Source organism: Aquabacterium sp. (assembly GCF_050725395.1).
In the GTDB taxonomy this organism is placed as follows: Bacteria; Pseudomonadota; Gammaproteobacteria; order Burkholderiales; family Burkholderiaceae_C; genus Aquabacterium.
This window is the reverse complement of record NZ_JBOHHL010000010.1, coordinates 69234-93686: the sequence shown is the minus strand read 5'-3', so window position 1 is coordinate 93686 and position 24453 is coordinate 69234. Positions and strand designations below refer to the sequence as shown.

Here is a 24453-nt window from a genome sequence, read left to right as displayed (position 1 = left end):
TCAGGAGCATCGCAATGTCCCGCGTAGGAAAAATGCCGATCGCCGTCCCGAAGGGTGTGGACGTGCAGATCTCTGCAGAACAAATCACCGTCAAGGGCGCCCTGGGCACCCTGACCCGCCCTCAGCATCGCCTGGTCGCCGTGAAGAACGACGCCGGTGTGTTGAGCGTGGCGCCGGCCGACAGCAGCACTGAAGCTGATGCCATGTCCGGTACCATTCGCGCCCTGTTGAACAACATGGTCAACGGCGTGAGCAAGGGTTTCGAGAAAAAGCTGACCCTGGTCGGCGTGGGCTTCCGTGCCCAAGCCCAAGGCCAGAAGCTGAACCTGCAAATCGGGTTCTCTCACCCAGTCGTCAAGGACATGCCCGCCGGCATCAAGGTCGAGACCCCGTCTCAGACCGAAGTGCTGATCAAGGGTGTGGATCGTCAGGTCGTCGGCCAGATCGCCGCAGAAGTGCGCGCTTTCCGTCCGCCCGAGCCCTACAAGGGCAAGGGCATTCGTTATGCCGACGAGCGCGTGGTCTTGAAAGAGACCAAGAAGAAGTAAGGAGCTGATTCATGTCTACCAACAAGAAAGAACAGCGCCTGCGTCGCTCGCGTCAAACCCGTGCACGCATCGCGCTCCAGGGCGCCGCGCGTCTCACGGTGTTCCGCACCAACCTGCACATCTACGCCAGCGTGATCTCCGGCGACGGCAACACCGTCATCGCTTCGGCCTCAACCGCCGAAAAGGAAATCCGCACTCAACTGGGCGCGGCTGGCAAGGGTGGCAACGTGGACGCTGCCACGCTGATTGGCAAGCGTATCGCCGAAAAGGCGAAGGCTGCCGGCGTCGAGAAGGTGGCTTTCGACCGTGCGGGCTTTGCCTACCACGGCCGTGTCAAGGCATTGGCTGAAGCGGCTCGCGAAGCCGGTCTTCAGTTCTAAGCCGCGTACCGGAAGAAGGAATTCAAATGGCTAAATTTCAACCCAAGGTCGCTGACGAAGGTCGTGACGACGGTTTGCGCGAGAAGATGATCCAGGTGAACCGCGTGACCAAAGTGGTCAAGGGCGGTCGGATCATGGGCTTCGCTGCCCTGACCGTGGTTGGCGACGGCGACGGCAAGGTCGGCATGGGCAAGGGCAAGGCGCGTGAAGTGCCTCTGGCCGTGTCCAAGGCGATGGAACAAGCCCGTCGCAACATGGTCAAGGTCAACCTGAAGAATGGTTCGGTCTACCACACGGTGTTCGGTGAGCACGGCGCTGCACGCGTCATGCTGGCCCCGGCCCCCGCTGGTACCGGCATCATCGCTGGTGGCCCCATGCGCGCTGTGTTCGAGATGATGGGCGTGACCGACATCGTGGCCAAGAGCTTCGGTTCGAGCAACCCTTACAACATGGTTCGCGCCACGTTCGACGCCTTGAACAAGTCGACCACCCCGGCCAATGTCGCTGCAAAGCGTGGCCTGTCGGTTGAAGACATCTTCAACTGATCGCCGGAGAACCGTCATGAGCGAAAAGAAAACAGTCACAGTCAAGCTGGTTCGCAGCGTCATCGGTACCCGTCAGGATCACCGTGACACCGTGCGCGGCTTGGGTCTGCGTCGCTTGAACAGCACCGCTGTCCTTGAGGACACCGCTGCCGTTCGCGGCATGATCAACAAGGTCAGCTATCTGATTCAGGTGATCTAATGGAACTCAATACCATCAAGCCCGCCTCGGGTTCGAAGCACTCCAAGCGCCGTGTTGGCCGCGGGATCGGTTCGGGTCTGGGCAAGACCGCAGGTCGCGGTCACAAAGGTCAGAAGTCGCGTTCGGGTGGCTACCACAAGGTTGGTTTCGAAGGCGGTCAAATGCCTTTGCAACGTCGCCTGCCCAAGCGCGGTTTCAAGTCGCATCTGCTGAAGTACAACGCCGAGATCACCCTGTCTGATCTGGAAGTGCTGAGCGTTGCCGAAGTCGACATCCTCACCCTGAAGCAAGCCGGTCTGGTGCCGCAAATTGCCAAGGTCGTGAAAGTGATCAAGACCGGCGAACTCACCAAGAAGGTGTCCCTGAAGGGCATCGGCGCGACTGCAGCTGCAAAGGTGGCCATCGAGGCTGCTGGCGGCGCGATCGCTGAGTGATGACGTCTGACTGAACGGATTCAAGCGTGGCGACTTCTCCCAATCAACTGGCTCAAAGCGGAAAATTCGGCGACCTCCGGCGTCGCCTGGTTTTCCTGCTGCTGGCGCTGGTCGTTTACCGCATCGGGGCACACATCCCCGTGCCTGGTATCGACCCTGCCCAGTTGCAGCAGTTGTTCAAGGGCCAGCAAGGCGGCATCCTGAGTCTGTTCAACATGTTTTCGGGCGGCGCGTTGTCGCGCTTCACCGTCTTTGCGCTGGGCATCATGCCCTACATCTCGGCGTCCATCATCATGCAGATGATGGGCTACGTGGTTCCCACCCTCGAGGCCTTGAAAAAGGAAGGCGAGGCGGGGCGGCGCAAGACGACGCAGTACACGCGGTACGCCACGCTTGGTTTGGCCCTGTTCCAGTCCTTCGGCATTGCCGTGGCCCTGGAAGGGACCGCTGGCCTGGTCATCAGCCCTGGTGTCGGTTTCCGATTCACCACGATGATGAGCTTGACGGCGGGCACGATGTTCCTGATGTGGCTGGGTGAGCAGATCACAGAGCGCGGTCTGGGCAACGGTATTTCGATCCTGATCTTCGGCGGTATTGCGGCGGGTTTGCCCAGCGCGATCGCTGGTTTGTTCGGGCTGGTCGGCAACGGTGCGATGAGCATCCCCGCGGCGATTTTCATCGTGGCGCTGATCGTCCTGGTGACTTATTTCGTGGTCTTCGTTGAGCGTGGTCAACGCAAGATCTTGGTGAATTACGCCAAGCGTCAAGTTGGCAACCGCGTGTACGGTGGGCAATCGTCGCACCTGCCGCTGAAGGTCAACATGGCGGGTGTGATCCCTCCGATCTTCGCTTCGTCGATCATCTTGCTGCCGGCCACGGCAGTGGGTTGGTTCGCCACCGGTGAGAGCATGCGTTGGTTGAAGGACCTGGCCGGCATGTTGTCGCCTGGTCAGCCGATCTACGTGATTTTGTATTCTGTTGCCATCGTCTTCTTCTGCTTCTTCTACACGGCCCTGGTGTTCAACAGCCGTGAAACCGCAGACAACCTGAAGAAGAGCGGTGCATTCATTCCCGGTATCCGCCCGGGTGATCAAACGGCGCGTTACATCGACAAGATCCTCGCCCGTCTGACCCTGGTGGGTGCTGTTTACATCACGGCCGTGTGCCTGCTGCCCGAGTTCCTCGTGCTCAAGTACAACGTCCCCTTCTATTTCGGCGGAACCTCGCTGTTGATCATCGTGGTGGTCACGATGGACTTCTGGGCCCAGGTTCAGTCTTATCTGATGTCTCAGCAGTACGAATCGCTGCTGAAAAAGGCAAACTTTAAATCAAGCTGATCGCGGTGACGCTGGTCAATGCAACTTAGGAAGACATGGCGAAAGACGACGTCATCCAGATGCAGGGTGAAATTCTGGAGAATCTCCCGAATGCCACCTTTCGCGTGAAGCTTGAGAACGGGCACGTGGTTCTCGGTCACATTTCCGGCAAAATGCGCATGCACTACATCCGCATCCTGCCAGGAGACAAAGTGACCGTGGAGCTGACTCCCTATGATTTGAGTCGTGCTCGCATCGTATTCCGGGCGAAGTGAGTTGAGTTTTTGTTGACCCCGGAAACGTGGGCGAATCCCGTTGAGTTCAACGGCTTAGGAGAAGATCATGAAAGTTTCGGCTTCCGTCAAAGTGATGTGCCGCAATTGCAAAATCATCCGTCGCAAGGGTGTGGTCCGTGTCATCTGCACGGATCCCCGCCACAAGCAACGCCAGGGTTGATCCTGGTTTAGCGACGACACACGCCTTCAGAGGACAGTTATGGCACGTATTGCTGGCATCAACATTCCGCCGCACAAGCACACCGAAATCGGTTTGACTTCTATTTACGGCATCGGTCGCACCACTGCGCAGAAAATCTGCGAAGCAAGCGGCATCCCGTTCAACAAGAAGATCAAAGACCTGACGGACGGCGATTTGGAAAAAATCCGGGACGAAGTGGCAAAGATCACCATTGAAGGTGACCTGCGCCGTGAAATCTCGATCAACATCAAGCGTTTGATGGACTTGGGCTGCTATCGCGGCTTCCGTCACCGTCGTGGCTTGCCCATGCGCGGTCAACGCACCCGCACCAATGCCCGTACCCGCAAGGGCCCGCGCAAGTCGATCGCTGGTAAGAAGTGATCGTCTGGGTGTCGCCGTTCATTAAGATGAGAGAAGATAACCATGGCTAAAGCACCTGCCAACACGGCAGCACGTCGTGTGAGCAAGAAGGTCCGCAAGAACATCGCGGACGGCATCGCTCACGTGCATGCGTCGTTCAACAACACGATCATCACGATCACGGACCGTCAGGGCAACTCCCTGGCGTGGGCCTCCAGTGGTGGTCAGGGTTTCAAGGGCTCTCGCAAGTCCACCCCCTTCGCTGCCCAGGTGGCCGCTGAAGTGGCTGGCCGCGCTGCCCAAGAACAAGGCATCAAGAACCTGGACGTCGAGATCAAGGGCCCTGGTCCTGGTCGCGAGTCCTCGGTCCGTGCTCTGGCCGCTCTCGGCATCCGGATCAACATGATCTCTGACGTGACGCCAGTGCCGCACAACGGCTGTCGTCCTCAGAAGCGTCGCCGCATCTGATGTGACGTCAAGGCCTCGTGCGCGTTCCTCAAGGGCGCGGCGGGGCTTCATTGTTTGGGTTCACCCCTTTCAATGTTGCAAGTGCTCAACGATGCCATGCGTGGCATCTTGAGTATTTGTTCGCAAGTGTTATAATTGCGAGTTCTCTGCACCTGACTGGGTGCGCTTTGTGTTGGTGGGCCCAAATAGCCTGCAAGACCGTTGTGCACTTTGGCAGGTTTATCTAAGCCCACCGTCTGAGCGATTCGAACAACATCCGCCAGACTCGCGTCGGCCATTGACGGTTTCATCCGCTCAAACTGACGTCAGACAGACCCAAGGAAAAGCACGTGGCACGTTACCTCGGACCCAAGGCCAAACTGGCCCGCCGTGAAGGCACCGACCTGTTTTTGAAGAGCGCCCGTCGCCCCATCAGCGACAAGGCCAAGTTTGACACCAAGCCCGGCCAGCACGGCCGCACGTCTGGTTCGCGCACCTCGGACTTCGGTCTGCAACTGCGCGAAAAGCAAAAAGTCAAGCGCATGTACGGCGTGCTGGAGCGCCAGTTCCGCCGCTACTTCGCCGAAGCCGATCGCCGCAAGGGCAACACTGGTTCGAACCTGTTGTTCCTGCTGGAATCGCGCCTGGACAATGTCGTCTACCGCATGGGCTTTGCCTCCACCCGCGCCGAAGCTCGTCAGCTGGTGTCGCACAAGGGTGTGGTCGTCAACGGCCAAGTGGTGAACATTCCCTCGTACAACGTCAAGACGGGCGATGTGGTGGGCGTGCGCGAAAAGGCCAAGAAGCAAGTTCGCGTTTTGGAAGCCTTGAAGCTGGCCGAGTCGATCGGCATGCCAGCCTGGGTGCAAGTGGACAACACCAAGCTGGAAGGTGTTTTCAAGAAGACGCCTGACCGCGATGAATTCGGCTCGGACATCAACGAATCGTTGATCGTCGAACTGTATTCGCGTTGATTCACACATCAGCTGCGCTTCACGGCCTTGGGTCGTGTCGCGCGGCTTTGTGCGTTTTGTTTTCAAAGCCGAAGCATGTTGCTTCGGTTGATCCAGCAGCCTTATCGGTGTAACGAGCCGAGGGTATTGACAGGAAGAGCTCATGCAAACCAATTTGCTGAAACCCAAAGCCATCCAGGTGGAGCCGCTGGGCGGCCACCGTGCCAAAGTGACCCTCGAGCCTTTCGAGCGTGGTTATGGCCATACCCTGGGCAACGCCTTGCGCCGCGTCCTGTTGTCGTCGATGGTGGGTTTTGCTCCGACAGAAGTGACCATCGCCGGCGTGCTGCACGAGTACTCGACCGTTGACGGTGTTCAAGAAGACGTCGTCCACATCATGTTGAACCTGAAGGGCGTGGTCTTCCGTCTGCACAACCGCGACGAAGTCACCCTGGTGCTGCGCAAGGACGGCGAAGGTCCTGTCACCGCCGCCGACATCCAGACGCCCCATGACGTCGAGATCGTCAACCCCAACCACGTGATCGCCCACCTGTCGCACGGCGGCAAGCTGGACATGCAGATCAAGGTGGAAAAGGGCCGCGGCTACGTGCCTGGCAACATCCGCCGCTATGGCGACGAAAGCACCAAGGCCATCGGCCGCATCGTGCTGGACGCCTCGTTCTCGCCGGTCAAGCGCGTGAGCTACACGGTCGAGAGCGCCCGTGTCGAACAACGCACCGACCTGGACAAGCTGGTCATGGAGATCGAAACCAACGGCGCCATCTCGCCCGAGGAAGCGATCCGTGCTTCGGCCAAGATCCTGGTGGAACAACTGGCGGTGTTTGCGCAACTGGAAGGCAGCGAGATCGCCGCTTTCGACGCGCCTGCCAAGTCGGCCCAGAACTTCGATCCGATCCTGCTGCGTCCTGTCGACGAGCTGGAACTGACCGTGCGTTCGGCCAACTGCCTGAAGGCCGAAAACATCTACTACATCGGCGACCTGATCCAGCGCACCGAGACCGAGCTGCTCAAGACCCCCAACCTGGGTCGCAAGTCGCTCAACGAAATCAAGGAAGTGCTGGCTTCCCGTGGTCTGGCCCTGGGTTCGCGCCTGGAAAGCTGGCCTCCCCAAGGTCTGGACAAGCGTTGATTTGACGCTGTTGTTGGATTGAAGAAGAAATGGGTTGGTGAGCCTGCAAGCAGTCGCGAGCAGGAACGCCGCCCGGTGCACCCGGCGGTACCTTGAACCGGCCGCCGGTTTTATAAAGTAAGAAAGGAATAGCACCATGCGTCACGGAAATGGACTCCGTAAACTGAACCGCACTTCGTCGCACCGTTTGGCGATGCTGCGCAACATGGCCAACTCGCTGATTCAGCACGAAGCCATCAAGACCACCGTCCCCAAGGCCAAGGAATTGCGCCGCGTGGTCGAGCCCCTGATCACCCTGGCCAAGAACCCCACTCTGGCGAACAAGCGCCTGGCATTCGACCGCCTGCGCGACCGCGACAATGTGGTCAAGCTGTTCAACGTGCTGGGTCCTCGCTTCGCTGCCCGTCCCGGCGGTTACACGCGCATCCTGAAGATGGGTTTCCGCGTGGGCGACAATGCCCCCATGGCCTATGTCGAACTGGTGGAGCGCACCGAAGTGGCTGAAGCCGCTGACGATCAAGCCACTGCTTGATCGAAAAAATCGCGTCTTTCGGGGCGTTGAATGAAGGGCCGGCATTGCTGGCCCTTTTGCATTTCAGGGCATGGTCGGCTCTGGTGCGGTTTTTCAAGCTTTGGTGCATCACTTGCACAAAAAGCGTGACAAATCAAAAAAGCATGCTATAGTCTAATTCTCTGTCGCGGGGTGGAGCAGTCTGGTAGCTCGTTGGGCTCATAACCCAAAGGTCGTAGGTTCAAATCCTGCCCCCGCAACCAAAGAATGTCATGAAAGCCGATCCTTTGGGTCGGCTTTTGTCATTGCGGCCCACCCTTGCTGCATTGCCTGGATGCTGGACGATTACAATCGAAGGTTTCCGGCAAGGTGCGCTTGAGTGCTTGGTGGCCGGGCAAAACAAACGATTACTAGACAATTCCCCGAAAGGATTCCTCATGTCGATGGACGATCGCGACGGCAAAATCTGGATGGATGGCCAGATGGTGGAATGGCGCGATGCCAAGATCCATGTGCTGACCCACACCTTGCACTATGGCTGCGGCGTGTTCGAGGGCGTGCGTGCCTACAATACCACCCAAGGTCCTGCGATCTTCCGGATTCGTGAGCACACCGAGCGTTTGTTCAACAGCGCCAAGATCCTGCGCATGGCGATCCCCTTCACTTTCGACGAGGTGGTCAAGGCTCAACTGGATGTGGTCCGCGAGAACAAGCTGGAAAGCTGCTATCTGCGCCCGCTGGCGTGGCTGGGTTCCGAGAAGATGGGTGTGAGCCCCAAGGGTGCCAAGGTTCACCTGATGGTGGCGGCCTGGCCTTGGGGGGCTTATCTGGGCGAAGACGGCCTGAAGAAGGGCATCCGCGTCAAGACGTCGAGCTACACGCGCCACCACGTCAACATCACGATGACGCAGGCCAAGGCGGTGAGCAACTACACCAACTCGATCCTGGCCAACCTGGAAGTGACCGAGGAAGGTTACGACGAGGCTTTGTTGCTCGATTCCAATGGTTTCGTGAGCGAAGGGGCCGGCGAGAACATCTTCATCGTCAAGAACGGCAAGCTGTACACGCCCGACCTGTCGGCTGGCGCGCTCAATGGCATCACGCGCAACACCATCTTCGCGATCTGCGAGGACCTGGGCCTGGAAATCCGCGAGAAGCGCATCACCCGCGATGAGGTCTACATCTGCGATGAGGCCTTTTTCACGGGCACTGCGGCAGAAGTGACACCCATCCGCGAACTGGACCGCATTCAGTTGGGCCAGGGTTCGCGGGGGCCCATCACCGAGAAGATCCAGAGTGCGTTCTTTGACATCGTCAATGGCCGCAACCCCAAGTACGCAGAGTGGCTGACCAAGGTCTGATGAGGAGCGCATTGCGATGAGCACGAGTGCACAAGCCAAAGCCGTGGTCGAGGTGACCGCGAAGGACCTGCAAGGGCCCGGGGTGGTGTTCTGCCCCAACCCCAAGATGCCTTTGTGGAGCAACCACCCGCGTGTCTACATCGATGTGGCCACCGAGGGTGTCGGCGCGTGTCCCTATTGCGGCACGGCCTACAAGCTCAAGGACGGCGAGAAGATCGGCCACGGCCACTGAGGCGACCTTCTTGGCTCGTCGGCGGGGCTTGGGCGTGCCGTGATGCACGCCATGCGCCCGCTGCCCGAATGGTGGTGCGTTCCAGGGGGCTGTCACCAGGAGTTGTGAGCGGCCCCCTACAATCCGGCCACCATGAATACCAAGCGCGAATTCGTTCTGACCCTGTCGTGTCGCGACACCAAGGGCATTGTCCATGCAGTCTCCGGCCTGCTGTACCAGGCCGGCTGCAACATCATCGATTCGCAGCAGTTCGGCGATGTGCAGAACGAGGACAGCACCGGCCTGTTCTTCATGCGGGTGCACTTCGAGGCGCCCGAGCAACTGGCCGACGAGGCCACGCTGGGCAAGTTGTTTGGCCATGTGCGCGAGCAGTTCGCGATGACGGCGACCATCCGTGCGCTGTCGCGCAAGCCGCGCATGCTCGTCATGGTCAGCAAGCATGGCCATTGCCTGAACGACCTGTTGTTCCGGTGGAAGTCAGGCCAGTTGCCGGTCGACATCCCGGCCATCGTGTCCAACCACCCCGATTACGCGGAATTGGCGGCCAGCTACGGCATCGCTTTCCACCATCTGGCGCTGCCGACAGGCGCCAGTGCCGAAACCAAACGGGCCCAGGAGCAGCAGGTCGAAGCGCTGGTGGACCAGGAAGGCATCGACCTGGTGGTGCTGGCACGCTACATGCAAATCCTGAGTCCGTCGTTTTGCGCTTTCCTGGCGGGGCGGGCGATCAACATCCACCACAGCTTCCTGCCCAGCTTCAAGGGGGCCAAGCCTTATTACCAGGCGCACGACCGCGGGGTGAAACTGATTGGCGCCACCGCGCACTACGTGACGGCGGACCTGGACGAAGGCCCGATCATCGAGCAGGATGTGGAGCGTGTGGACCACACCTTGAGCCCGGAGGATTTCACCGCCGTGGGCCGGGATGTGGAATGCGTGGTGCTGGCGCGTGCCGTGAAGTGGCATGTCGAGCACCGTGTCCTGATGAACGGTCACAAGACCGTGGTGTTCCGTTGAGTCCGATCCCTGTGTTCAACTTTGTCTGACGCCTGCCGCCATGAGTGATCCCCGTGCCCGCAAAGCTTCCCAGGCCGCGCTCATGGCGTCGGCGGACGACACCGAGACCACGTTCTACGAGGCCTTGCAACAGGGCGACCTGGAGCGGCTGATGTCGGTCTGGTCCGACGACGAGGAAATCGCCTGTGTGCACCCGGGCGGGCCGCGGGTGGTGGGCGAGGACTCGATCCGGGCTGCCTTCGAGGCCATTTTCGCGAACGGACCGGTGCAGGTGAGCCTGCAGCAGGTGCGGCGCCTTGAAAGTGGCCATTGCGAAGTGCACCATGTGCTCGAGAAAGTGCAGGCACTCACGCCGGATGGCTTGCAGACGGCTTTCGTGCTGGCAACGAACGTCTACTTGCGCACGGCCTTGGGTTGGCGGATGGTGCTGCACCATGCCAGTCCCGGTCAGGCGCACGAGTTGCAGGAACTGGCCGAGCCGGCCGCCACCCTGCATTGAGGCTGAGACCAGGTCGGAGTGCCGCCATGGAGTTGTACAAAGCGCCGCGTTGGCTGGCCGGGCAGGGGAGTTGGGGTGGCAATGCCCAGACCATCTGGCCGGCGCTGTTCTCGCGGCCGAATGGGCAGTCTGCGCCCTCGGCCGAGGTGAGCTACCAGCGCCAACGTTGGGACACTCCCGACGGTGACTTCATCGATGTCGACCTGCTGCCGGCCACCACGGGCGATGGGCTGGGCGCGGTCCACCGTGCGGGGGTACCTCTGCTGGTCCTGTTCCACGGCCTGGAAGGCTCGTCGCGGAGCCACTATGCGCTGGCATTCGCCCATTGGGCGCAGGCCCAGGGGTGGTCTTACGCCGTGCCGCATTTCAGAGGTTGTTCGGGCGAATTGAACCTGGGTCCGCGTTCCTACCATTCAGGTGATTTCGTGGAGATCGACTGGATCCTGCGGCGCTTGCTGTCCCGGCATGGCGGCCCCATGGTGGCCGTGGGCATCTCGATGGGAGGCAATGCCTTGTTGCGCTGGGCCCAGGAGGCCGGCAGCGAGGCCATCCAGGTGGCCAAGGCCGTGGCGGCCGTGTCTTCCCCGCTGGATTTGGCGGCGGCCGGGGACGCCATCGGGCGGGGCTTCAACCGGCAGGTCTACACCCGCATGTTCTTGAAGTCGATGAAACCCAAGGCGTTGGCCAAGCTGGCGCAGTTCCCGGGCTTGTTCGATGAGCAGGCCCTGCGCGCCTCCCGGGATCTGTTCGAATTCGACAACGTGTTCACCGCGCCATTGCATGGTTTCAGTGGCACACCGGACTACTGGGCGCGGTGTTCGTCGCAGCCTGGCTTGAAGGCCATCACGGGGATGCCTGCCCTGGTGCTCAATGCCCGGAACGATCCTTTCATCCCGGGCGCGAGTTTGCCAAGGCCGCAAGATGTGGGGCCTTGGGTGACGCTGTGGCAGCCAGAAGAGGGCGGCCATGTGGGCTTTCCCGCGGGGCCAATGCCGGGCCATGTCAGCGCCTTGCCGCAGGCCGTGGGCCCATGGCTTGCCCAGCATCTGTGACCGCAACACCACACCACTGGGGACCTCATGGATGACATCGTCAAGGCCGCGTTGAAGAAGTGGCCCAATGTGCCCAACTGCCATGGCTGGCTGGGGCTGGACGCCCGCGGCGACTGGTACATGCGCGATGACCGCACCCAGGCCGAGGGGCCCTTTCCGCAGGTCAAGGGCAGCCGCATCGTCCACGACAAGTTGATCGAGTTCATCAACCGCAACTACGAGGCCGATGAGCAGGGGGCGTGGTTTTTTCAGAACGGACCACAGCGCGTGTACCTGTTGCTGGAGGCGGCGCCCTGGGTGTTGGGTGTCCAGCGCGAAGGTGATGGCTTCAAGGTGGAAACACACACGCGCCAAGCCGTGAACGAAGTGCGTGGCGTTTGGCTGGACGAGTCCGGACGTTTGTTCCTGGAGACGGAACTGGGGTTGGGGGTGGTGCGCTCGATGGACATGGACGCCGCGGCCAGCGCGGTCGAGGCCGGGCGCTGGGTGCCGCAAGACATCACCTTCGCCGAGTTGCCGCAACGCTTCGCCTATTGCCTGACGCCTCAACCTTCGATTCGGGATGTGCCTGCCGGCAAGGCATGAAAAAAGCCGGCTGCACGGGCCGGCTTCGGGATTGGGCGAAGGCGAAGTCTGGAGGACTTACTTCGCGGCGCTGGCGGGCTCGGAGGCGGCCGAAGCGGCTCCGGCAGGCGCGGCTGGCTCGGTGAACTTGGCACCACCGGCGTTGCCCATGTAGGCCACGGCGCGGCTCACTTCCAGGTCGCTGAACTCGCCGCCACCTTGAGGTGGCATGGCGTTCTTGCCCTTGAGGGCCGACTGGATGAGCGCTGCCAGACCCGCGCCGATGCGAGGGCCCCAGGCCGCGGCATCGCCCAGCTTGGGAGCGCCCAGGGCGCCGGACGCGTGGCAGGTGGCGCACTGTTCCTTGAAGACTTCCTCGCCTGCGCGGGGTCCGGCGTTGGCCGAGACGGCCTTGACCTCGACCGTGCCCACCGGGTGGATGCGCTGGGCCGTGGCCTGCTTGGACAAGGCATCGCTGCCCGATGAGCCTTTGCCGGCGGTGGTCACGAACGTCGCCAACATGATGATGATGAGAACAGGCACCACGAAGGCCAGTCCCACGGCCACCGCCAGTTGTTTGGGCGTCTTGATCGGGCCTTCGTGATCGCTGTCGTGAGAATTGGGCGCTTGGCTCATGGGATCCTCAGTGGCACTGGTTTGTCGTGGGCGCAGACCTTGCGGCTGCGGGCATGGCAGAAAATCCTGCCATGAGCGCCGGATTATAGGGGGGCTTGTATTGGCCCACTGCTAGAATCTCCCCTTGCGTTGCGCCCGTAGCTCAATGGATAGAGTACTGCCCTCCGAAGGCAGGGGTTGCTGGTTCGATCCCAGCCGGGCGCACCACCCGATCTCCGAATGTCCAGCCTGCCTGGTCGAGAACATCGGATCATTTGACGGGGTTTCCACCTGAGTGTTGAAATCCATCCCCTCATCCAAATCAAGGGGAATGTCATGAAATCGTTGCTGCATTGGTCTCGCCCACATGGGCTGCTCGTGTCTTCGGTGCTGATCGCTTCTTCATGCCTTTTCAGCGCGAACGCCCATGCGGCGGCGCCTGCTTATCGCTTTGTCGATCTGGGCACGTTGGGGGGTACCTACAGTTCTGCCGTGGATGTCAACAACGCAGGGCAGGTCGTGGGGATCAGCGCCACGGCAGGCAATGCCAGCACGCCGGTGACGGTTTGGACCAACGCCGGCGTGTCCACCTTGACCACGCCGTTTGGCGATGGCACGGCTGCCAGCATCAACGACGCGGGGCAGGTCGCCGGCAATGTCGGTGGCACGGTCACCGTGTGGACCGGTGGCACGGCGACATTCCTGAACTCGGCGGCCAGGAACAACTTCGCCACAGGCATCAACAGTTCAGGCCAGGTTGCGGGGTATGGCGCAGGTTCGTCGAGCGGTCCCCCGCAGGCCACGGTGTGGACGGGCGGCACCGCCGCCACCTTGGGCTCGCCCGACGTGGCCAGCTACGCCCACGCCATCAACGATGCTGGGCAGGTGGCCGGGTACGTCGAAGGTGTGCCCAACCCGCATGCCACGCTGTGGAGCGGTGGCAACACCATCGACCTGGGCACGTTGGGCGGGGTCAGCAGCCAGGCGCGCGGCATCAACAACGCCGGCCAGGTGGTGGGGCACAGCGACATCGCGGGCTCTTCGGGGGCGGTGCATGCCGCCTTGTGGAGCGGGTCGTCCGCGATCGACCTGGGGACGCTGGGCGGGTTGGACAGCCGCGCGCTCGACATCAATGGCGCCGGCCTGGCGGTCGGCCTGAGCGAATTCGACCTGGCCTCGAATGAGACCCACGCGACCCTGTGGGACGGCACCGACGTCATCGACCTGAACACGTTCGCGGCAGGCACCGGCTGGACCTTGCTGAGGGCCAACGCCATCAATGACCAGGGCTGGATCGTGGGTGATTCCTACAACGTCCTGACGAACCAAGGGCATGGCTATGTGCTGATCCCGGTGCCCGAGCCCGAGGCCCTGGCCTTGGTCCTGGGCGGCGTGGCGATGTTGGGCCTGTGGGGGCGCCGGCGGCCAGTCGCGAAGGTGGAATCGGCCCATCCGGTTTGAGAGGCCTCGATATTTCGCCGATTCATCCGATATCCCTGTCATGAGGATGAAGGTGAAGTGATGTCGACCGAAGAAACCGAACGCGTGGCGGCGCTGCGTGCCCATGAGATCCTGGACACGGCGCCCGAGCCTGAATTCGACGCCATCGCCCGCCTGGCCGCCCAGTGGTCTGGTGCCCCGCTGGCCTGGGTGGGCCTGGTGGACGCCGAACGCGTGTGGTGCAAAGCCAGTGTGGGTGTGGAAGATGCCGAGTGGCCCCGCGATCTGGACTTGAGCGCTGGCGAGCCCGGCCTGTGTTTTCAGGCCAGTGCCCCCATCGTGGACGCGCAGGGCCACGCCCTTGGCGTGGTCGCGGTGGCGGACACCCGGGCGCGTGCCTGGTCCGAGGCGCAGCAAACCGCCTTGCAAGACCTGGCCGGCCTGGCCATGGCCTTGCTGGTCGGGCGCCAGCATGCCCGGCAACTCAGCCACCTGGCCAAGACCGACCACCTGACAGGCGTGGCCAACCGGGCCCAGTTCGACCTCGCGCTGGACGTGGAGATGCGCCATTCCATGCGCACCGGCGAGCCCTTCACCGTGCTGTGCATGGACCTGGACGGCTTCAAGGAGATCGTCGATGGCTTCGGCCACGCGGCGGGCGACGCGGTGCTGTGCGAGGTGTCTCACCGCCTGAACCAGCAGGTTCGCCTGGGCGATGTGCTGGCCCGGTTGGGCAGCGACGAATTCGGCGTGGTGATGCGCCACGGTGCCAAGGACTCGGCCGAGGTGCTGGCCAAGCGCATCGTGCGCTCGGTGTGCCAGCCCATCACCCTGCCCCCCGGCGACACCGTGGGCGTGGGCATCTCGGTGGGCATCGCGGCCTACAACGACTCGGTGGAGTCGGTGAGGTCTTTGCTGGCGCAGGCCGATCAGGCCTTGTACGACGCCAAGAAGCAGAACGAACGCCGCTGGAAGATGTTCGTTGGCGGGCGCTGAGGGCAGCGCCGCCGGGTTCAGTGGGACCGGATGGACGCGTCGCCCGCGGCGATGGGATCGCCCGTGCGGTTGAAGGTTTCCAGCCACACGGCATAGCCATCCATCTGGCCAGTTTGCCAGGGGTGGAAGCCGGGTTTGAAGTAGGCCATGAAATGCCCCAGGATGGGCATGTACAGCCCACCGGGCTTGTACAACCACCACAGGCCCTTGGCCATCAGGCCCAGGCGCTTGAAGAGGCCAAATCCATCGGCCTGCAACATGTGGTTGACGACCAGGAAGGTGCCGATGGGAAAGCCGATGGTGGCCAGGATCAGCGCGAAGACGCGGCGCACATAGCCGACCTTCGCGACCTTCTGCATCACATCGAAAGCCACCGCCTTGTGCTCGACCTCTTCGATGGCGTGCCAGGTGTACATGGCGCGGATGCGCGGGTCGGCCTTGTCCATGACCTTGGCGGCTTCGAAGCCGTGGGCCATCAGCGCGGTCATGTGCTCGAAGGCGGCGGTCAAGGCCAGCGTGGCCTTCTTGGGCAGGTACACGCGCAGGACCTTGAACAGCAGGAACACGGTCAGGCGCTCGATGCGGTCGACGTCAACCCCTTGGGCCTTGACGCGGTCGTTGAACTGGCGGTGCACGATGCCGTGCTGGCCTTCCTGGCGCGTGAAATCTTTCACCTCGGCCAGCAGCTTGGGGTCGTCGATCTGGTCGCGGAAATCGCGCACGCACGAGATGAAGAAGCGCTCCCCTTCGGGAAAGAAGGTGGACATGGCGTCGAAGAAGCGCGACTTGAAGGGGTCGTTGTCGAGCCAGAAACGGGGGATGTCGCCGTCGAGCCCGAAGTCGAGCTTCTCGCGGGGAACGATGGGGTGTTCGGAAGAATGCGTGTTCATCATGGGGTCAGCTTGAGGCTTTGAAAACCTTCTTTGGATGATCGAGGGCGACAAACGCAGTGCAGCATTGGCATGGGGGCGTCCTTTGCTGGCACAAAGTCACAGGCCGAGTTGCTTGGCAATGATCTCGTTCATGATCTCGTGCGTACCGCCGCCGATGGACAGGATGCGGTTGTCCCGGTAGAGCCGCTCCACCAGTGATTCGCGCATGTAGCCCATGCCGCCGAAGATCTGCACGGCTTCGTAGGTGACGTAGTCGGCCACGTCGGTGGCGAAGTTCTTGGCCATGGAGACCTCGGTGACGGCCTGCTTGCCGGCCTGCATTTGCGCGGCGCATCGGTACGAGTATTCACGCGCGATGTTGACGCGCGTGGCCATCTCGGCCAGCTTGTGCCGGATGACCTGGTGCTTGGCCAGGGGCTTGCCGAAGGTCTCGCGTGTCTTGACGTAGGCCAGGCATTCTTCCAGCGCCAGTTGGGCCGTCATGTAGGCCATCACGGCCAGGGCCAAACGCTCGGCCTGGAAATTCATCATGATGGTGAGGAAGCCCGAGTTCTCGGGACCGAGCAGGTTGCCCACAGGCACGCGGCAATCGCTGAAGAACAGCTCGGCCGTGTCGGAGGCCCACCAGCCCATCTTCTTGAGCGGCTTGCCCACAGTGAAGCCCGGGGTCTCGCGGTCGATCAGCAGCAACGAGACGCCCGCGTAGCCGGCCTCGCCGGTGCGCACGGCCACGGTGTAGTGGTCGGCGCGCGTGCCCGAGGTGATGAAGGTCTTGGCGCCGTTGACGATGTAGTGGCCGCCATCCTTGACCGCGCGGGTGCGCAGGTTGGCCACGTCGGAGCCGCCACTGGGTTCGGTGATGGCCAGGGCGGCGATCTTGTTGCCGCTGAGTACGCCGGGGACGACGCGCTGCTGCAGCTCTTTGGAGCCCACGCGCCACACAGGCGGCAAGCCGATGTCGAGCGAGCCCAGGCTGGCGACCAGACCGCCGGAGCCGCTGCGCATCAGCTCTTCGCTGACAGCCAGTTTGAGGAAGACATCGTGCTCACCGCCGCCGCCCCATTGCTCGGGGTGGCCGATGCCCAGGAAGCCCAGCTCGGCCAGTTGCTTGTACAACTCGCGCGGGAAGGTGCCGGCTTCTTCCCAGTCGTTGATGTGCGGCTTGATGGCTTGGTCGACGAAGCGCTTGGTGGCTTCGCGGGCTTGGCGGTGCGTGTCGTTGAAGTAGTCGACGAACAGGGCAGAGTCGGTCATGGTGTGATGGTCCAGGGCTGGCGGGTCTGGTCGCCCGTGAACAAGGGGTGTTGTTGCGCTTCGGCCAAGGTCAGCACGGGGGTGACGCAGGCATCGACGTCGGCGAAGCGTTCGGCCCAGTGCGACAAGGGTTGCGTGGCGATCAGGGCGGCGACCTGGTCGCGCAGTGCATTGGATTCGGGCGAGTTGGGCATGAGGCCGCGTTGCCAGTGCTGCGGGGCCCAGTCGGCCCGCTGCAGGACGTCGCAGGTGGCTTTCCAGAACTTGTGTTCCAGCGCGCCGATGGCCAGCGAGCGGCCATCTCGCGCGGTGTAAAGGTTGTAGCAGGGCAGGGCGCCGTTGAGCAGGTCTTCACGTGCGCCGGGCAGCTTGCCCAACATGGGCTGGAGCATGGCGCCGGTGGCCTGTGGCATCACCTGATGGGCCCACAGGCCATGGGTCATGCTGACATCGACATGGCAGCCGGTGCCGCTTTGCCTGGCGCTGAACACGGCCGCCAGCGTGGCGATGCAGGCCATCGAGCTGCCACCGGCCAGGTCGCCCCATTGGATGTTGGACAAGGTGGCTTCACCCTGCGCGCTGCGCATCTGGTCGAGCGCGCCGGACATGGCCATGTAGTTCAGGTCATGGCCCGCCCGGTGGGCCCACAGGCCCCGCTGGCCATAGCCGGTGATCGAACACACGACCAGGCGCGGGTTCAACGCCTTCAGGCTGGCGAAATCCAGGCCCATGCTGGCCATGATGCCGGGCCTGAAACCCTCGAGCAGCACGTCCGCGTTGGCCAGCCAGTCGCGCAGCTGGGCGAGATCGGCTTCCGACTTGAAGTCCAGCGTGCGGCACTCCTTGCCATCGTTCAAGGACTTGAACAGGGGCCCGAGTGCGCGCGCCGGATCGCCCTCAGGCGGCTCGACCTTGATCACCTCGGCCCCCAGGTTCGCCAGCATGCGCGTGGCGAAGGGGCCGGGCAGGTTGCGCGTGATGTCGATCACGCGCAAGCCCGACAGCAGCTGGCTGCCGCCGATCATGCGCCGACGTCTTCGAAGCGGCCGCCCTCTTGCGCCTGCTTGACGACGATGGCGGCGGGCTCGAAGCGCGGGCCGTATTTCGCGGCCAGCTCGCGAGCGCGCTCGACGAACTGCTTGGCGCCGACGGCGTTGATGAACTGCAAGGCGCCACCCTGGTTGGGCGCGAAGCCCCAGCCAAAGATCGAGCCGATGTTGGTGTCGGCCACCGAACGCACGACCTTCTCTTCATAGCAGCGGGCCGCTTCGTTGGCTTGCGCGTACAGCATGCGGTCGACCAGCTCTTGTTGCGAAGGCTGATCGGCCACAGGCGGGTAGACCTCCAGCAGGCCGGGCCACAGCGACTTCTCCTTGCCGTTGTAGTCGTAGAAGCCCTTGCTGGCCTTCTTGCCGATGCGCTCGTGCTCGCCACCGATCTTCTGCACCACGGCGAAGCCTGGGTGCACCGCAGGCAGCGGGCCGCCCTCGGCGATCAGGTCTTTCTTCGTGGTCTCGGCGATGTACAGCGACAGGCTCAGCGAGACTTCATCTTGCAAGGCCAGCGGCGGCATGGGCATGCCCGCCTTCATGCCGGCCACCTCGATGGAGCGCGGATGCACGCCTTCGCCCAGCATGGCCATGCCTTCCATGATGTAGGTCGTGAACACGCGCGAGGTGTAGAAGCCGCGCTTGTCGTTGACCACGATGGGCGTCTTGCCGATCTGCAGCACGTAGTCGAAACCGCGTGCCAGCGTTTCGTCCGAGGTCTCCTTGCCGACGATGATCTCCACCAGGGGCATCTTGTCCACGGGCGAGAAGAAATGCAGGCCGATGAAGTTCTGCGGGCGGGCGCTGGCGGTGGCCAGGCCGGTGATCGGCAAAGTCGACGTGTTGGACGCGTACACGGCGCTGGCGGGGATCACCGCCTCGGCCTTTTGCGTGCAGACCGCCTTGATGGCGCGGTCCTCGAACACGGCCTCGATCACCAGGTCGCAACCGGCGAGGTCGTCGTACGAGGTGGTGGTCTTGATGCGGGCCAGCAGCGCATCGCGCTTGTCCGGCGTGCTGCGGCCACGGGCCATGGCCTTGTCCAGCAGGCCTTGCGAATAGGCCTTGCCCTTGTCCGCGTTGTCTTGCGTGGTGTCCAGCAGCACCACGTCGATGCCGACCTTGGCCGACACGTAGGCGATGCCCGCGCCCATCATGCCGGCGCCCAAAATGCCGACCTTCTTGACCTTGCTCTCAGCCACGCCCTTGGGACGTGACTGGCCCTTCTTGATGGCGTTGAGCTGGTGCCACAAGGTGCCGATCATGTTCTTCGACGTCTGCGACACCACGCAGGCCGCGAAGTAACGCGACTCCACTTGCGAGCCGGCATCGAAGTCCAGCAGGCAGCCTTCGAACAGGCAGGACATGATGTGCGTGATGGCCGGGTAGTTGCCATGCGCCTTGGCATTCGCCATGGACGGCGCGATGGCCAGCACCTGGACCACGGCCGGGCTCTTGCTGTCGCCGCCGGGGATGCGGAAGCCCTTGTTGTCCCAGGGCTGCGAGGCCTTGGGGTTGGCGGCACACCAGGCGCGTGCCTTGGCCAGGAGTTCGTCGCGTGACGAAGCGAGGTCAGTGACCAGGCCCATTTCCTTGGCCTTGGCGGCGGTCAACTCCTTGCCCTGCGTGATGAGTTCGAAGCTCTTCTGGATGCCGATCATGCGCGGCAGGCGCTGTGTGCCGCCGCCGCCAGGCAGCAGGCCCAGCTTGACTTCGGGCAGGCCCAGCTTCAGCTTGGGATCGTCGAGCGCGATGCGGGCGTGGCAGGCCAAGGCCAGTTCCAGGCCGCCACCCAGGGCGGTGCCATTGAGCGCGGCCACCACGGGCTTGCCGCACTTTTCCATGCGGCGCAGCATGCTCTTCAAGTCTTCGCACAACTTGAAGGCTTCTTCAGCCGAAGTGATCTGCGTGAGTTGGTCGATGTCGGCGCCCACGATGAAGGTCGGCTTGCCCGAGGTGATGACCAGGCCCTTGAGCGCCGCGTCGGTTTCCAGTTGCTGGACCAGCGCCGCGAAGGGCTCGACCAAGGTCGGGTTGAGCACGTTCATCGCGCGGCCGGGCATGTCGATGGTGACCAGGCCGATGCCGTCGGCGTCGATGTCAAAGGTGAAGGCTTGTGATTGAGTCATGGTGTGTGCCTCCGGAAGATCAGACGCGTTCGATGATGGTGGCGATGCCCATGCCGGCACCGATGCACAAAGTGGCCAGCGCGGTGGCCTTGCCGGTGCGCTCAAGCTCATCCAGGGCCGTGCCCAGGATGATGGCGCCGGTGGCCCCCAGCGGGTGGCCCAAGGCGATGGATCCGCCGTTGACGTTCACGCGGTCCAGGGGCACGCCCAGGTCGCGGGCCGTCTTCATGGGCACGGTGGCGAAGGCCTCGTTGATTTCCCACAAGTCGATGTCGCCCGCGGTCATGCCCAGCTTGTTCAGGGCCTTGACGCAGGCCGGCGTGGGGCCTGTCAGCATGATGGTGGGCTCGGAGCCGATGACCGAGCACATGCGCACCCGTGCCCGTGGCTTCAGGCCAGCCTTGATGCCGGCTTCCTTGCTGCCCAACAGCACCAGGGCCGCGCCATCGACGATGCCCGAGGAGTTGCCGGCGTGGTGGCTGTGGACCACCTTCTCGATGGTGGTGTACTTGTCGAGCGCGGTCGCGTCGAAGCCCATGGTGCCCATCATCTCGAACGAGGGCATCAGCTTGGCGAGCGATTCCACCGAAGTGCCAGGGCGCACGGTTTCGTCGCGGCCCAGCATCAGCAAGCCATTCAGATCCTTCACTGGCACGATGGACTTGTCGAAGCGGCCTTCGGCCTGGGCCAGGGCGGCGCGGCGGTGGGACTCGGACGCATAAGCGTCGAGGTCGGCGCGGCTGAAGCCTTCCAGCGTGGCGATCAGGTCGGCGCTGATGCCTTGGGGCACGAAGGCGGTACCACTGTTGATGCGCGGGTCCATGACCCAGGCGCCGCCGTCGCTGCCCATGGGCCAGCGGCTCATCGATTCAACGCCACCGGCCACGATCATGTCTTCCATGCCCGAGCCGATGCGCTGGGCGGCCTGGTTCACGGCCTCCAGGCCGGAAGCGCAGAAGCGCGACAGCGTCACGCCCGAGACGGACTGGGCCCAGCCCGCGTCGAGCACGGCGGTGCGCGCGATGTCGGCGCCTTGTTCGCCCACGGGCGTCACGCAGCCCAGCACCAGGTCATCGACCAGCGAGGTGTCCAGTTGGTTGCGGCTTTGCAGCGCCTGCAGCAGCGTGCGCAGCAGCCACACGGGCGTGGCCTGGTGCAGGCTGCCGTCTTTCTTGCCTTTGCCGCGCGGCGTGCGCACGGTGTCGAAAATGTAGGCTTCGGTCATGGAGAAGCTCCTTGAAAAATGAGTGAGGATCAGAGGAAGCGCGAAGCCAGCTCTTTCATGATTTCATTGGTGCCGCCATAGATGCGCTGCACACGCGAATCGGCCCACAGGCGCGCGATCGGGTATTCCTTCATGTAGCCGTAGCCACCGAAGAGCTGCAGGCATTCGTCGATCAGCTTGCACTGGTTGTCGGTGACCCAGTACTTGATCAGCGCGGCGCGGTCCACGCCCAGCTTGCCTTGCAGGTGTTCCACCATCGCGGCATCGACCAGGGCGCGCGAGGCCAGCAGCAAAGCTTGGCATTCGGCCAGTTTGAAGCGCGTGTTCTGGAACTGGAAGATCGGCTTGCCAAAAGCCTTGCGCTCCTTCGTGTATTCGAGCGTGACCTTCATGGCCAGCTCCATCGCGGCGATGCCGGCCAGCGCAACCAGCATGCGCTCTTGCGGCAGCTGTTCCATCAGCTGGAAGAAGCCCATGCCTTCCGCGCCGCCAATCAGGTTGGAGGCGGGCACGACGACGTCGTCGAAGAACAGCTCGGAGGTGTCCTGCGCGTCCATGCCGATCTTGTCGAGGTTGCGGCCACGGCGAAACCCCGGTGCTTCATCGGTCTCGACCACGAACAGCGAGATGCCTTGCGCGCCCTTGTCCTTGTCGGTCTTGGCGACCACGATCACCAGGTTGGCCAGTTGGCCATTGGTGATGAAGGTCTTGCTGCCGTTGATCTTGTAGGTGTCGCCTTCTTTCAGGGCCAGGGTGCGCACGCCTTGCAGGTCGGAGCCCGTGCCGGGTTCGGTCATGGCGATGGCGCTGACCAGCTCGCCCGTGGCCAGGCGGGGCAGCCAGCGCTTCTTTTGTTCTTCGGTGCCGTAATGGAAGATGTAGGGCGCGACGATGCCCGAGTGCAGCGAGCCGCCGAAGCCGCCGATGCAGGCTTCGCCCTGGGCCAGCACCAGGGCCGCTTCGTGGCCGAAATCGCCGCCGCCGCCGCCGTACTCTTCAGGCGTGGAGGCGCAGAGGAAACCGTTGGCACCTGCGTCCAGCCAAGCCTGGCGGTCCATCACACCGGCGTGGCGCCATGCTTCGTCCTTGGGGCCCCACTGCTCGGTCATGAAACGCTTGGCTGACTCGAACACCATCTTGTGTTCGTCGGTCATCCAGGTCGCGGGGAAGTTTTGAATCGCCATCGTGTGTGTCCTCGGTATCGCTCTTGCCAAAATTGCTGCGGTGCGGCATGGCTTGGATCATTTCGGTAATCTGAATTACCTTTTTATCGATCCACCATGCAGGGCGGCAAAGGCGACAAACTTCAGTGGGTTGTCGCCATGCATTCCTCTGGTGGTAGTGCACCGCAAAGTCTGGAGATGTTGGCGGCAGGGCGGTGGCTTGGCAAGCAAAAATGACTTGCGGGCCCCACTGATGCATCATTTGGTAATATTGATTTCCATGCTGGAAACCGCCTGACCCATGAGTGCAACCGCCAACCCACCCACCCCGAATCCCGCGGCCGATGACCGCCAGGCGATCCTGGCCACCATGCGCCCCGACACGCTCAAGCGCATCGAGAAAGCGGTGCTGGACCTGTTTTCGCGGCAGGATTTCCACGATGTGAGCCTGCTGGACGTGGCCAAGACCGCCAATGTGTCCCTGCAGACCATCTACAAGTACTTCGGCAGCAAGGAAACCTTGGTCTACGCCATGCTGGACGTGATGCTCGGCCGCCTGGCCGAACGCATGATCGACCACCTTCAGGGCATCGACGACGCGCGCGAGCGCCTGCGCAAGACCTGCTGGGTCACGCTGGACTACATGGACAAGCACCCGGCCGTGATGCTCTTGCTGTTCACGGCCGTGCCGGTGTCACGCCACCGCAACATCCGCATCTACGAAAGCCCCGAGCTGATGGGCGCCTTCCTGGGGGTGTTCAAGGACGGCCAGCAGCGCGGGGTGCTCAACAACCGGGTGTCCAGCAAGATCCTGCTGGACGTGTTCATGGGCATCGTCGGCCGCGTGGTGCTGATGCACATCGTGCGGCGCGAGGACCGTTCCCTGATCGACCAGTTCGACGAACTCTTCAACATCTTGTGGCGCGCGATGTCACTGCCCGAATAGGCGCGGATGGCCTGGTCGGCCAGGCGTTGAAGGCCCCGGCGGTGGCCTGGCGACAACTGCTGGCCTGAAGACACTCGTCAAGCGAGGCGTTTCATGAATAAAATGTGAGCGCTTGCCTTCGCTTTACAAGGGTCAATCCATGAGTCGCTTGCCCCATTTGGCCAATGACAGCGCTGACTCAACCGGCGATGCCGCGTCGGGTGCCAGTCGCCGGATCCACGCCCGCCTGGCCGTCAGGCGAACCATTTCATTGGTCATGGCCGATGGCAGCACCCGCGTCGGCACCACCGTCGATGTCAGCCAACTGGGGCTGTCCCTCAGCACCGACAAGCCCATTGCCCCCGGCAGCCGGTGCCAGGTGCGCTTCGAAGGGCAGGCTGGCGGCCCGCCTGAATCCATCGAACTGGGCGCCAAGGCGGTTTATTCGTCCTACACCTCGCCCCGCAATTTCCGCATCGGCGTGGTCTTCATCGACACGAAGCGCGTGACGGCATTCTTGCAAGCGCTGATGGGCGAGCAGCTGGCCGCGTCCAGCTTCAAGAACACGCTCGACAAGTCCTGAGCCGCTGGGCGCATGGTGCCCTCGACGCTGTCGCGGCCTTCCAGAATGGCGTAGCTTTGCCAGGCAATCGGGCTTGGCCATGTTGGCCCGCACCTGGGCCGACATACACTGAAAACCAAAACCGCCGTTCTTCAAC

At 62.7% G+C, this 24453-nt stretch carries 30 protein-coding genes and 2 tRNA genes; 25 read left to right on the top strand and 7 right to left on the bottom strand.

Translation table 11 applies throughout. From position 1 onward, the window contains the following. Positions 1-14: 14 nt before the first annotated feature. The 20 genes from rplF to ACREB4_RS08805 all read left to right on the top strand — a co-directional run bounded on the left by rplF (position 15) and on the right by ACREB4_RS08805 (position 12066). Positions 15-548, top strand: coding sequence for a 50S ribosomal protein L6 (gene rplF, locus ACREB4_RS08900; RefSeq protein WP_296315914.1), 534 nt, complete (start codon positions 15-17; stop codon positions 546-548). 11 nt (positions 549-559) lie between these two features. Further along, the gene (rplR, locus tag ACREB4_RS08895; protein ID WP_431587858.1) at positions 560-928 is read left to right on the top strand and encodes a 50S ribosomal protein L18; all 369 of its coding nucleotides are present in this window, start codon (positions 560-562) and stop codon (positions 926-928) included. Between the two features lie 26 nt (positions 929-954). Then, positions 955-1473, top strand: a complete 519-nt coding sequence (gene rpsE, locus ACREB4_RS08890) for a 30S ribosomal protein S5 (protein WP_431587857.1) — start codon at positions 955-957, stop codon at positions 1471-1473. A gap of 16 nt (positions 1474-1489) precedes the next feature. Then, entirely contained in the window at positions 1490-1672 is a 183-nt protein-coding gene (gene rpmD, locus ACREB4_RS08885) for a 50S ribosomal protein L30 (protein ID WP_230180430.1), read from the top strand. After that, positions 1672-2106 (top strand): large ribosomal subunit protein uL15, encoded by a 435-nt coding sequence (gene rplO / locus ACREB4_RS08880; RefSeq protein WP_431587856.1) that lies wholly within the window; start codon positions 1672-1674, stop codon positions 2104-2106. Before rpmD ends, rplO begins: the two co-directional genes overlap by 1 nt. Before the next feature lie 26 nt (positions 2107-2132). Next, entirely contained in the window at positions 2133-3443 is a 1311-nt protein-coding gene (gene secY, locus ACREB4_RS08875; RefSeq protein ID WP_431587855.1) for a preprotein translocase subunit SecY, read from the top strand. Positions 3444-3478: 35 nt separating this feature from the next. Continuing rightward, positions 3479-3697, top strand: coding sequence for a translation initiation factor IF-1 (infA, locus tag ACREB4_RS08870; RefSeq protein WP_009855680.1), 219 nt, complete (start codon positions 3479-3481; stop codon positions 3695-3697). Between the two features lie 67 nt (positions 3698-3764). Next, positions 3765-3878 (top strand): 50S ribosomal protein L36, encoded by a 114-nt coding sequence (rpmJ, locus tag ACREB4_RS08865; protein ID WP_058086633.1) that lies wholly within the window; start codon positions 3765-3767, stop codon positions 3876-3878. A 39-nt stretch (positions 3879-3917) separates the two neighbouring features. Continuing rightward, a complete protein-coding gene (gene rpsM, locus ACREB4_RS08860; RefSeq protein WP_431587854.1) occupies positions 3918-4280 on the top strand; it encodes a 30S ribosomal protein S13 in 363 nt (120 codons plus the stop codon). Between the two features lie 42 nt (positions 4281-4322). Then, positions 4323-4727, top strand: coding sequence for a 30S ribosomal protein S11 (gene rpsK / locus ACREB4_RS08855; protein WP_230180434.1), 405 nt, complete (start codon positions 4323-4325; stop codon positions 4725-4727). A gap of 329 nt (positions 4728-5056) precedes the next feature. Beyond that, positions 5057-5680 (top strand): 30S ribosomal protein S4, encoded by a 624-nt coding sequence (gene rpsD, locus ACREB4_RS08850; protein ID WP_431587853.1) that lies wholly within the window; start codon positions 5057-5059, stop codon positions 5678-5680. 142 nt (positions 5681-5822) lie between these two features. Further along, positions 5823-6809: a DNA-directed RNA polymerase subunit alpha gene (locus ACREB4_RS08845; RefSeq protein ID WP_431587852.1), complete on the top strand. Its 987-nt coding sequence runs from the start codon at positions 5823-5825 to the stop codon at positions 6807-6809. Positions 6810-6945: 136 nt separating this feature from the next. After that, positions 6946-7341: a 50S ribosomal protein L17 gene (rplQ, locus tag ACREB4_RS08840; RefSeq protein ID WP_431587851.1), complete on the top strand. Its 396-nt coding sequence runs from the start codon at positions 6946-6948 to the stop codon at positions 7339-7341. A 165-nt stretch (positions 7342-7506) separates the two neighbouring features. Then, positions 7507-7583 (top strand) — tRNA-Met (locus ACREB4_RS08835). Positions 7584-7757: 174 nt separating this feature from the next. Continuing rightward, positions 7758-8681 (top strand): branched-chain amino acid transaminase, encoded by a 924-nt coding sequence (locus ACREB4_RS08830; RefSeq protein WP_431587850.1) that lies wholly within the window; start codon positions 7758-7760, stop codon positions 8679-8681. A gap of 16 nt (positions 8682-8697) precedes the next feature. Further along, positions 8698-8913, top strand: coding sequence for a zinc-finger domain-containing protein (locus tag ACREB4_RS08825; RefSeq protein WP_431587849.1), 216 nt, complete (start codon positions 8698-8700; stop codon positions 8911-8913). A 132-nt stretch (positions 8914-9045) separates the two neighbouring features. After that, positions 9046-9930 (top strand): formyltetrahydrofolate deformylase, encoded by an 885-nt coding sequence (gene purU / locus ACREB4_RS08820; protein ID WP_431587848.1) that lies wholly within the window; start codon positions 9046-9048, stop codon positions 9928-9930. Between the two features lie 40 nt (positions 9931-9970). Further along, positions 9971-10429 carry a YybH family protein gene (locus ACREB4_RS08815; RefSeq protein ID WP_431587847.1) on the top strand — a complete coding sequence of 153 codons (459 nt, stop codon included), beginning with the start codon at positions 9971-9973 and terminating at the stop codon, positions 10427-10429. Positions 10430-10455: 26 nt separating this feature from the next. Next, entirely contained in the window at positions 10456-11481 is a 1026-nt protein-coding gene (locus ACREB4_RS08810) for a YheT family hydrolase (protein ID WP_431587846.1), read from the top strand. Between the two features lie 27 nt (positions 11482-11508). Then, entirely contained in the window at positions 11509-12066 is a 558-nt protein-coding gene (locus ACREB4_RS08805) for a DUF2946 family protein (protein WP_431587845.1), read from the top strand. Positions 12067-12123: 57 nt separating this feature from the next. Here ACREB4_RS08805 and ACREB4_RS08800 read toward each other — a convergent pair whose 3' ends face one another. After that, positions 12124-12681, bottom strand: a complete 558-nt coding sequence (locus ACREB4_RS08800; protein ID WP_431587844.1) for a c-type cytochrome — start codon at positions 12679-12681, stop codon at positions 12124-12126. 131 nt (positions 12682-12812) lie between these two features. On the opposite strand from ACREB4_RS08800, the gene ACREB4_RS08795 reads away from it, so the two are divergent. The 3 genes from ACREB4_RS08795 to ACREB4_RS08785 all read left to right on the top strand — a co-directional run bounded on the left by ACREB4_RS08795 (position 12813) and on the right by ACREB4_RS08785 (position 15096). Further along, a tRNA-Arg gene (locus ACREB4_RS08795) sits at positions 12813-12888 on the top strand. A gap of 108 nt (positions 12889-12996) precedes the next feature. Next, a complete protein-coding gene (locus ACREB4_RS08790; protein WP_431587843.1) occupies positions 12997-14121 on the top strand; it encodes a PEP-CTERM sorting domain-containing protein in 1125 nt (374 codons plus the stop codon). A gap of 60 nt (positions 14122-14181) precedes the next feature. Continuing rightward, positions 14182-15096 carry a GGDEF domain-containing protein gene (locus ACREB4_RS08785; RefSeq protein WP_431587842.1) on the top strand — a complete coding sequence of 305 codons (915 nt, stop codon included), beginning with the start codon at positions 14182-14184 and terminating at the stop codon, positions 15094-15096. Between the two features lie 17 nt (positions 15097-15113). Here ACREB4_RS08785 and ACREB4_RS08780 read toward each other — a convergent pair whose 3' ends face one another. The 6 genes from ACREB4_RS08780 to ACREB4_RS08755 all read right to left on the bottom strand — a co-directional run bounded on the left by ACREB4_RS08780 (position 15114) and on the right by ACREB4_RS08755 (position 22830). Continuing rightward, positions 15114-15989, bottom strand: a complete 876-nt coding sequence (locus ACREB4_RS08780) for a metal-dependent hydrolase (RefSeq protein WP_431587841.1) — start codon at positions 15987-15989, stop codon at positions 15114-15116. A gap of 96 nt (positions 15990-16085) precedes the next feature. Then, entirely contained in the window at positions 16086-17243 is a 1158-nt protein-coding gene (locus ACREB4_RS08775) for an acyl-CoA dehydrogenase family protein (RefSeq protein ID WP_431587840.1), read from the bottom strand. After that, positions 17240-18268, bottom strand: coding sequence for a CaiB/BaiF CoA transferase family protein (locus ACREB4_RS08770; RefSeq protein WP_431587839.1), 1029 nt, complete (start codon positions 18266-18268; stop codon positions 17240-17242). Before ACREB4_RS08770 ends, ACREB4_RS08775 begins: the two co-directional genes overlap by 4 nt. Continuing rightward, entirely contained in the window at positions 18265-20421 is a 2157-nt protein-coding gene (locus ACREB4_RS08765) for a 3-hydroxyacyl-CoA dehydrogenase NAD-binding domain-containing protein (protein ID WP_431587838.1), read from the bottom strand. Before ACREB4_RS08765 ends, ACREB4_RS08770 begins: the two co-directional genes overlap by 4 nt. Before the next feature lie 19 nt (positions 20422-20440). After that, entirely contained in the window at positions 20441-21646 is a 1206-nt protein-coding gene (locus tag ACREB4_RS08760) for an acetyl-CoA C-acetyltransferase (RefSeq protein WP_431587837.1), read from the bottom strand. 29 nt (positions 21647-21675) lie between these two features. Continuing rightward, complete coding sequence (locus ACREB4_RS08755) at positions 21676-22830, bottom strand: acyl-CoA dehydrogenase family protein (RefSeq protein WP_431587836.1); 1155 nt, start codon at positions 22828-22830, stop codon at positions 21676-21678. Between the two features lie 280 nt (positions 22831-23110). Between ACREB4_RS08755 and ACREB4_RS08750 the strand changes: the two genes are divergently transcribed. Further along, positions 23111-23755 carry a TetR/AcrR family transcriptional regulator gene (locus tag ACREB4_RS08750; RefSeq protein ID WP_431587835.1) on the top strand — a complete coding sequence of 215 codons (645 nt, stop codon included), beginning with the start codon at positions 23111-23113 and terminating at the stop codon, positions 23753-23755. 139 nt (positions 23756-23894) lie between these two features. Beyond that, a complete protein-coding gene (locus tag ACREB4_RS08745; protein ID WP_431587834.1) occupies positions 23895-24317 on the top strand; it encodes a PilZ domain-containing protein in 423 nt (140 codons plus the stop codon). The last annotated feature ends 136 nt before the right edge of the window (positions 24318-24453 follow it).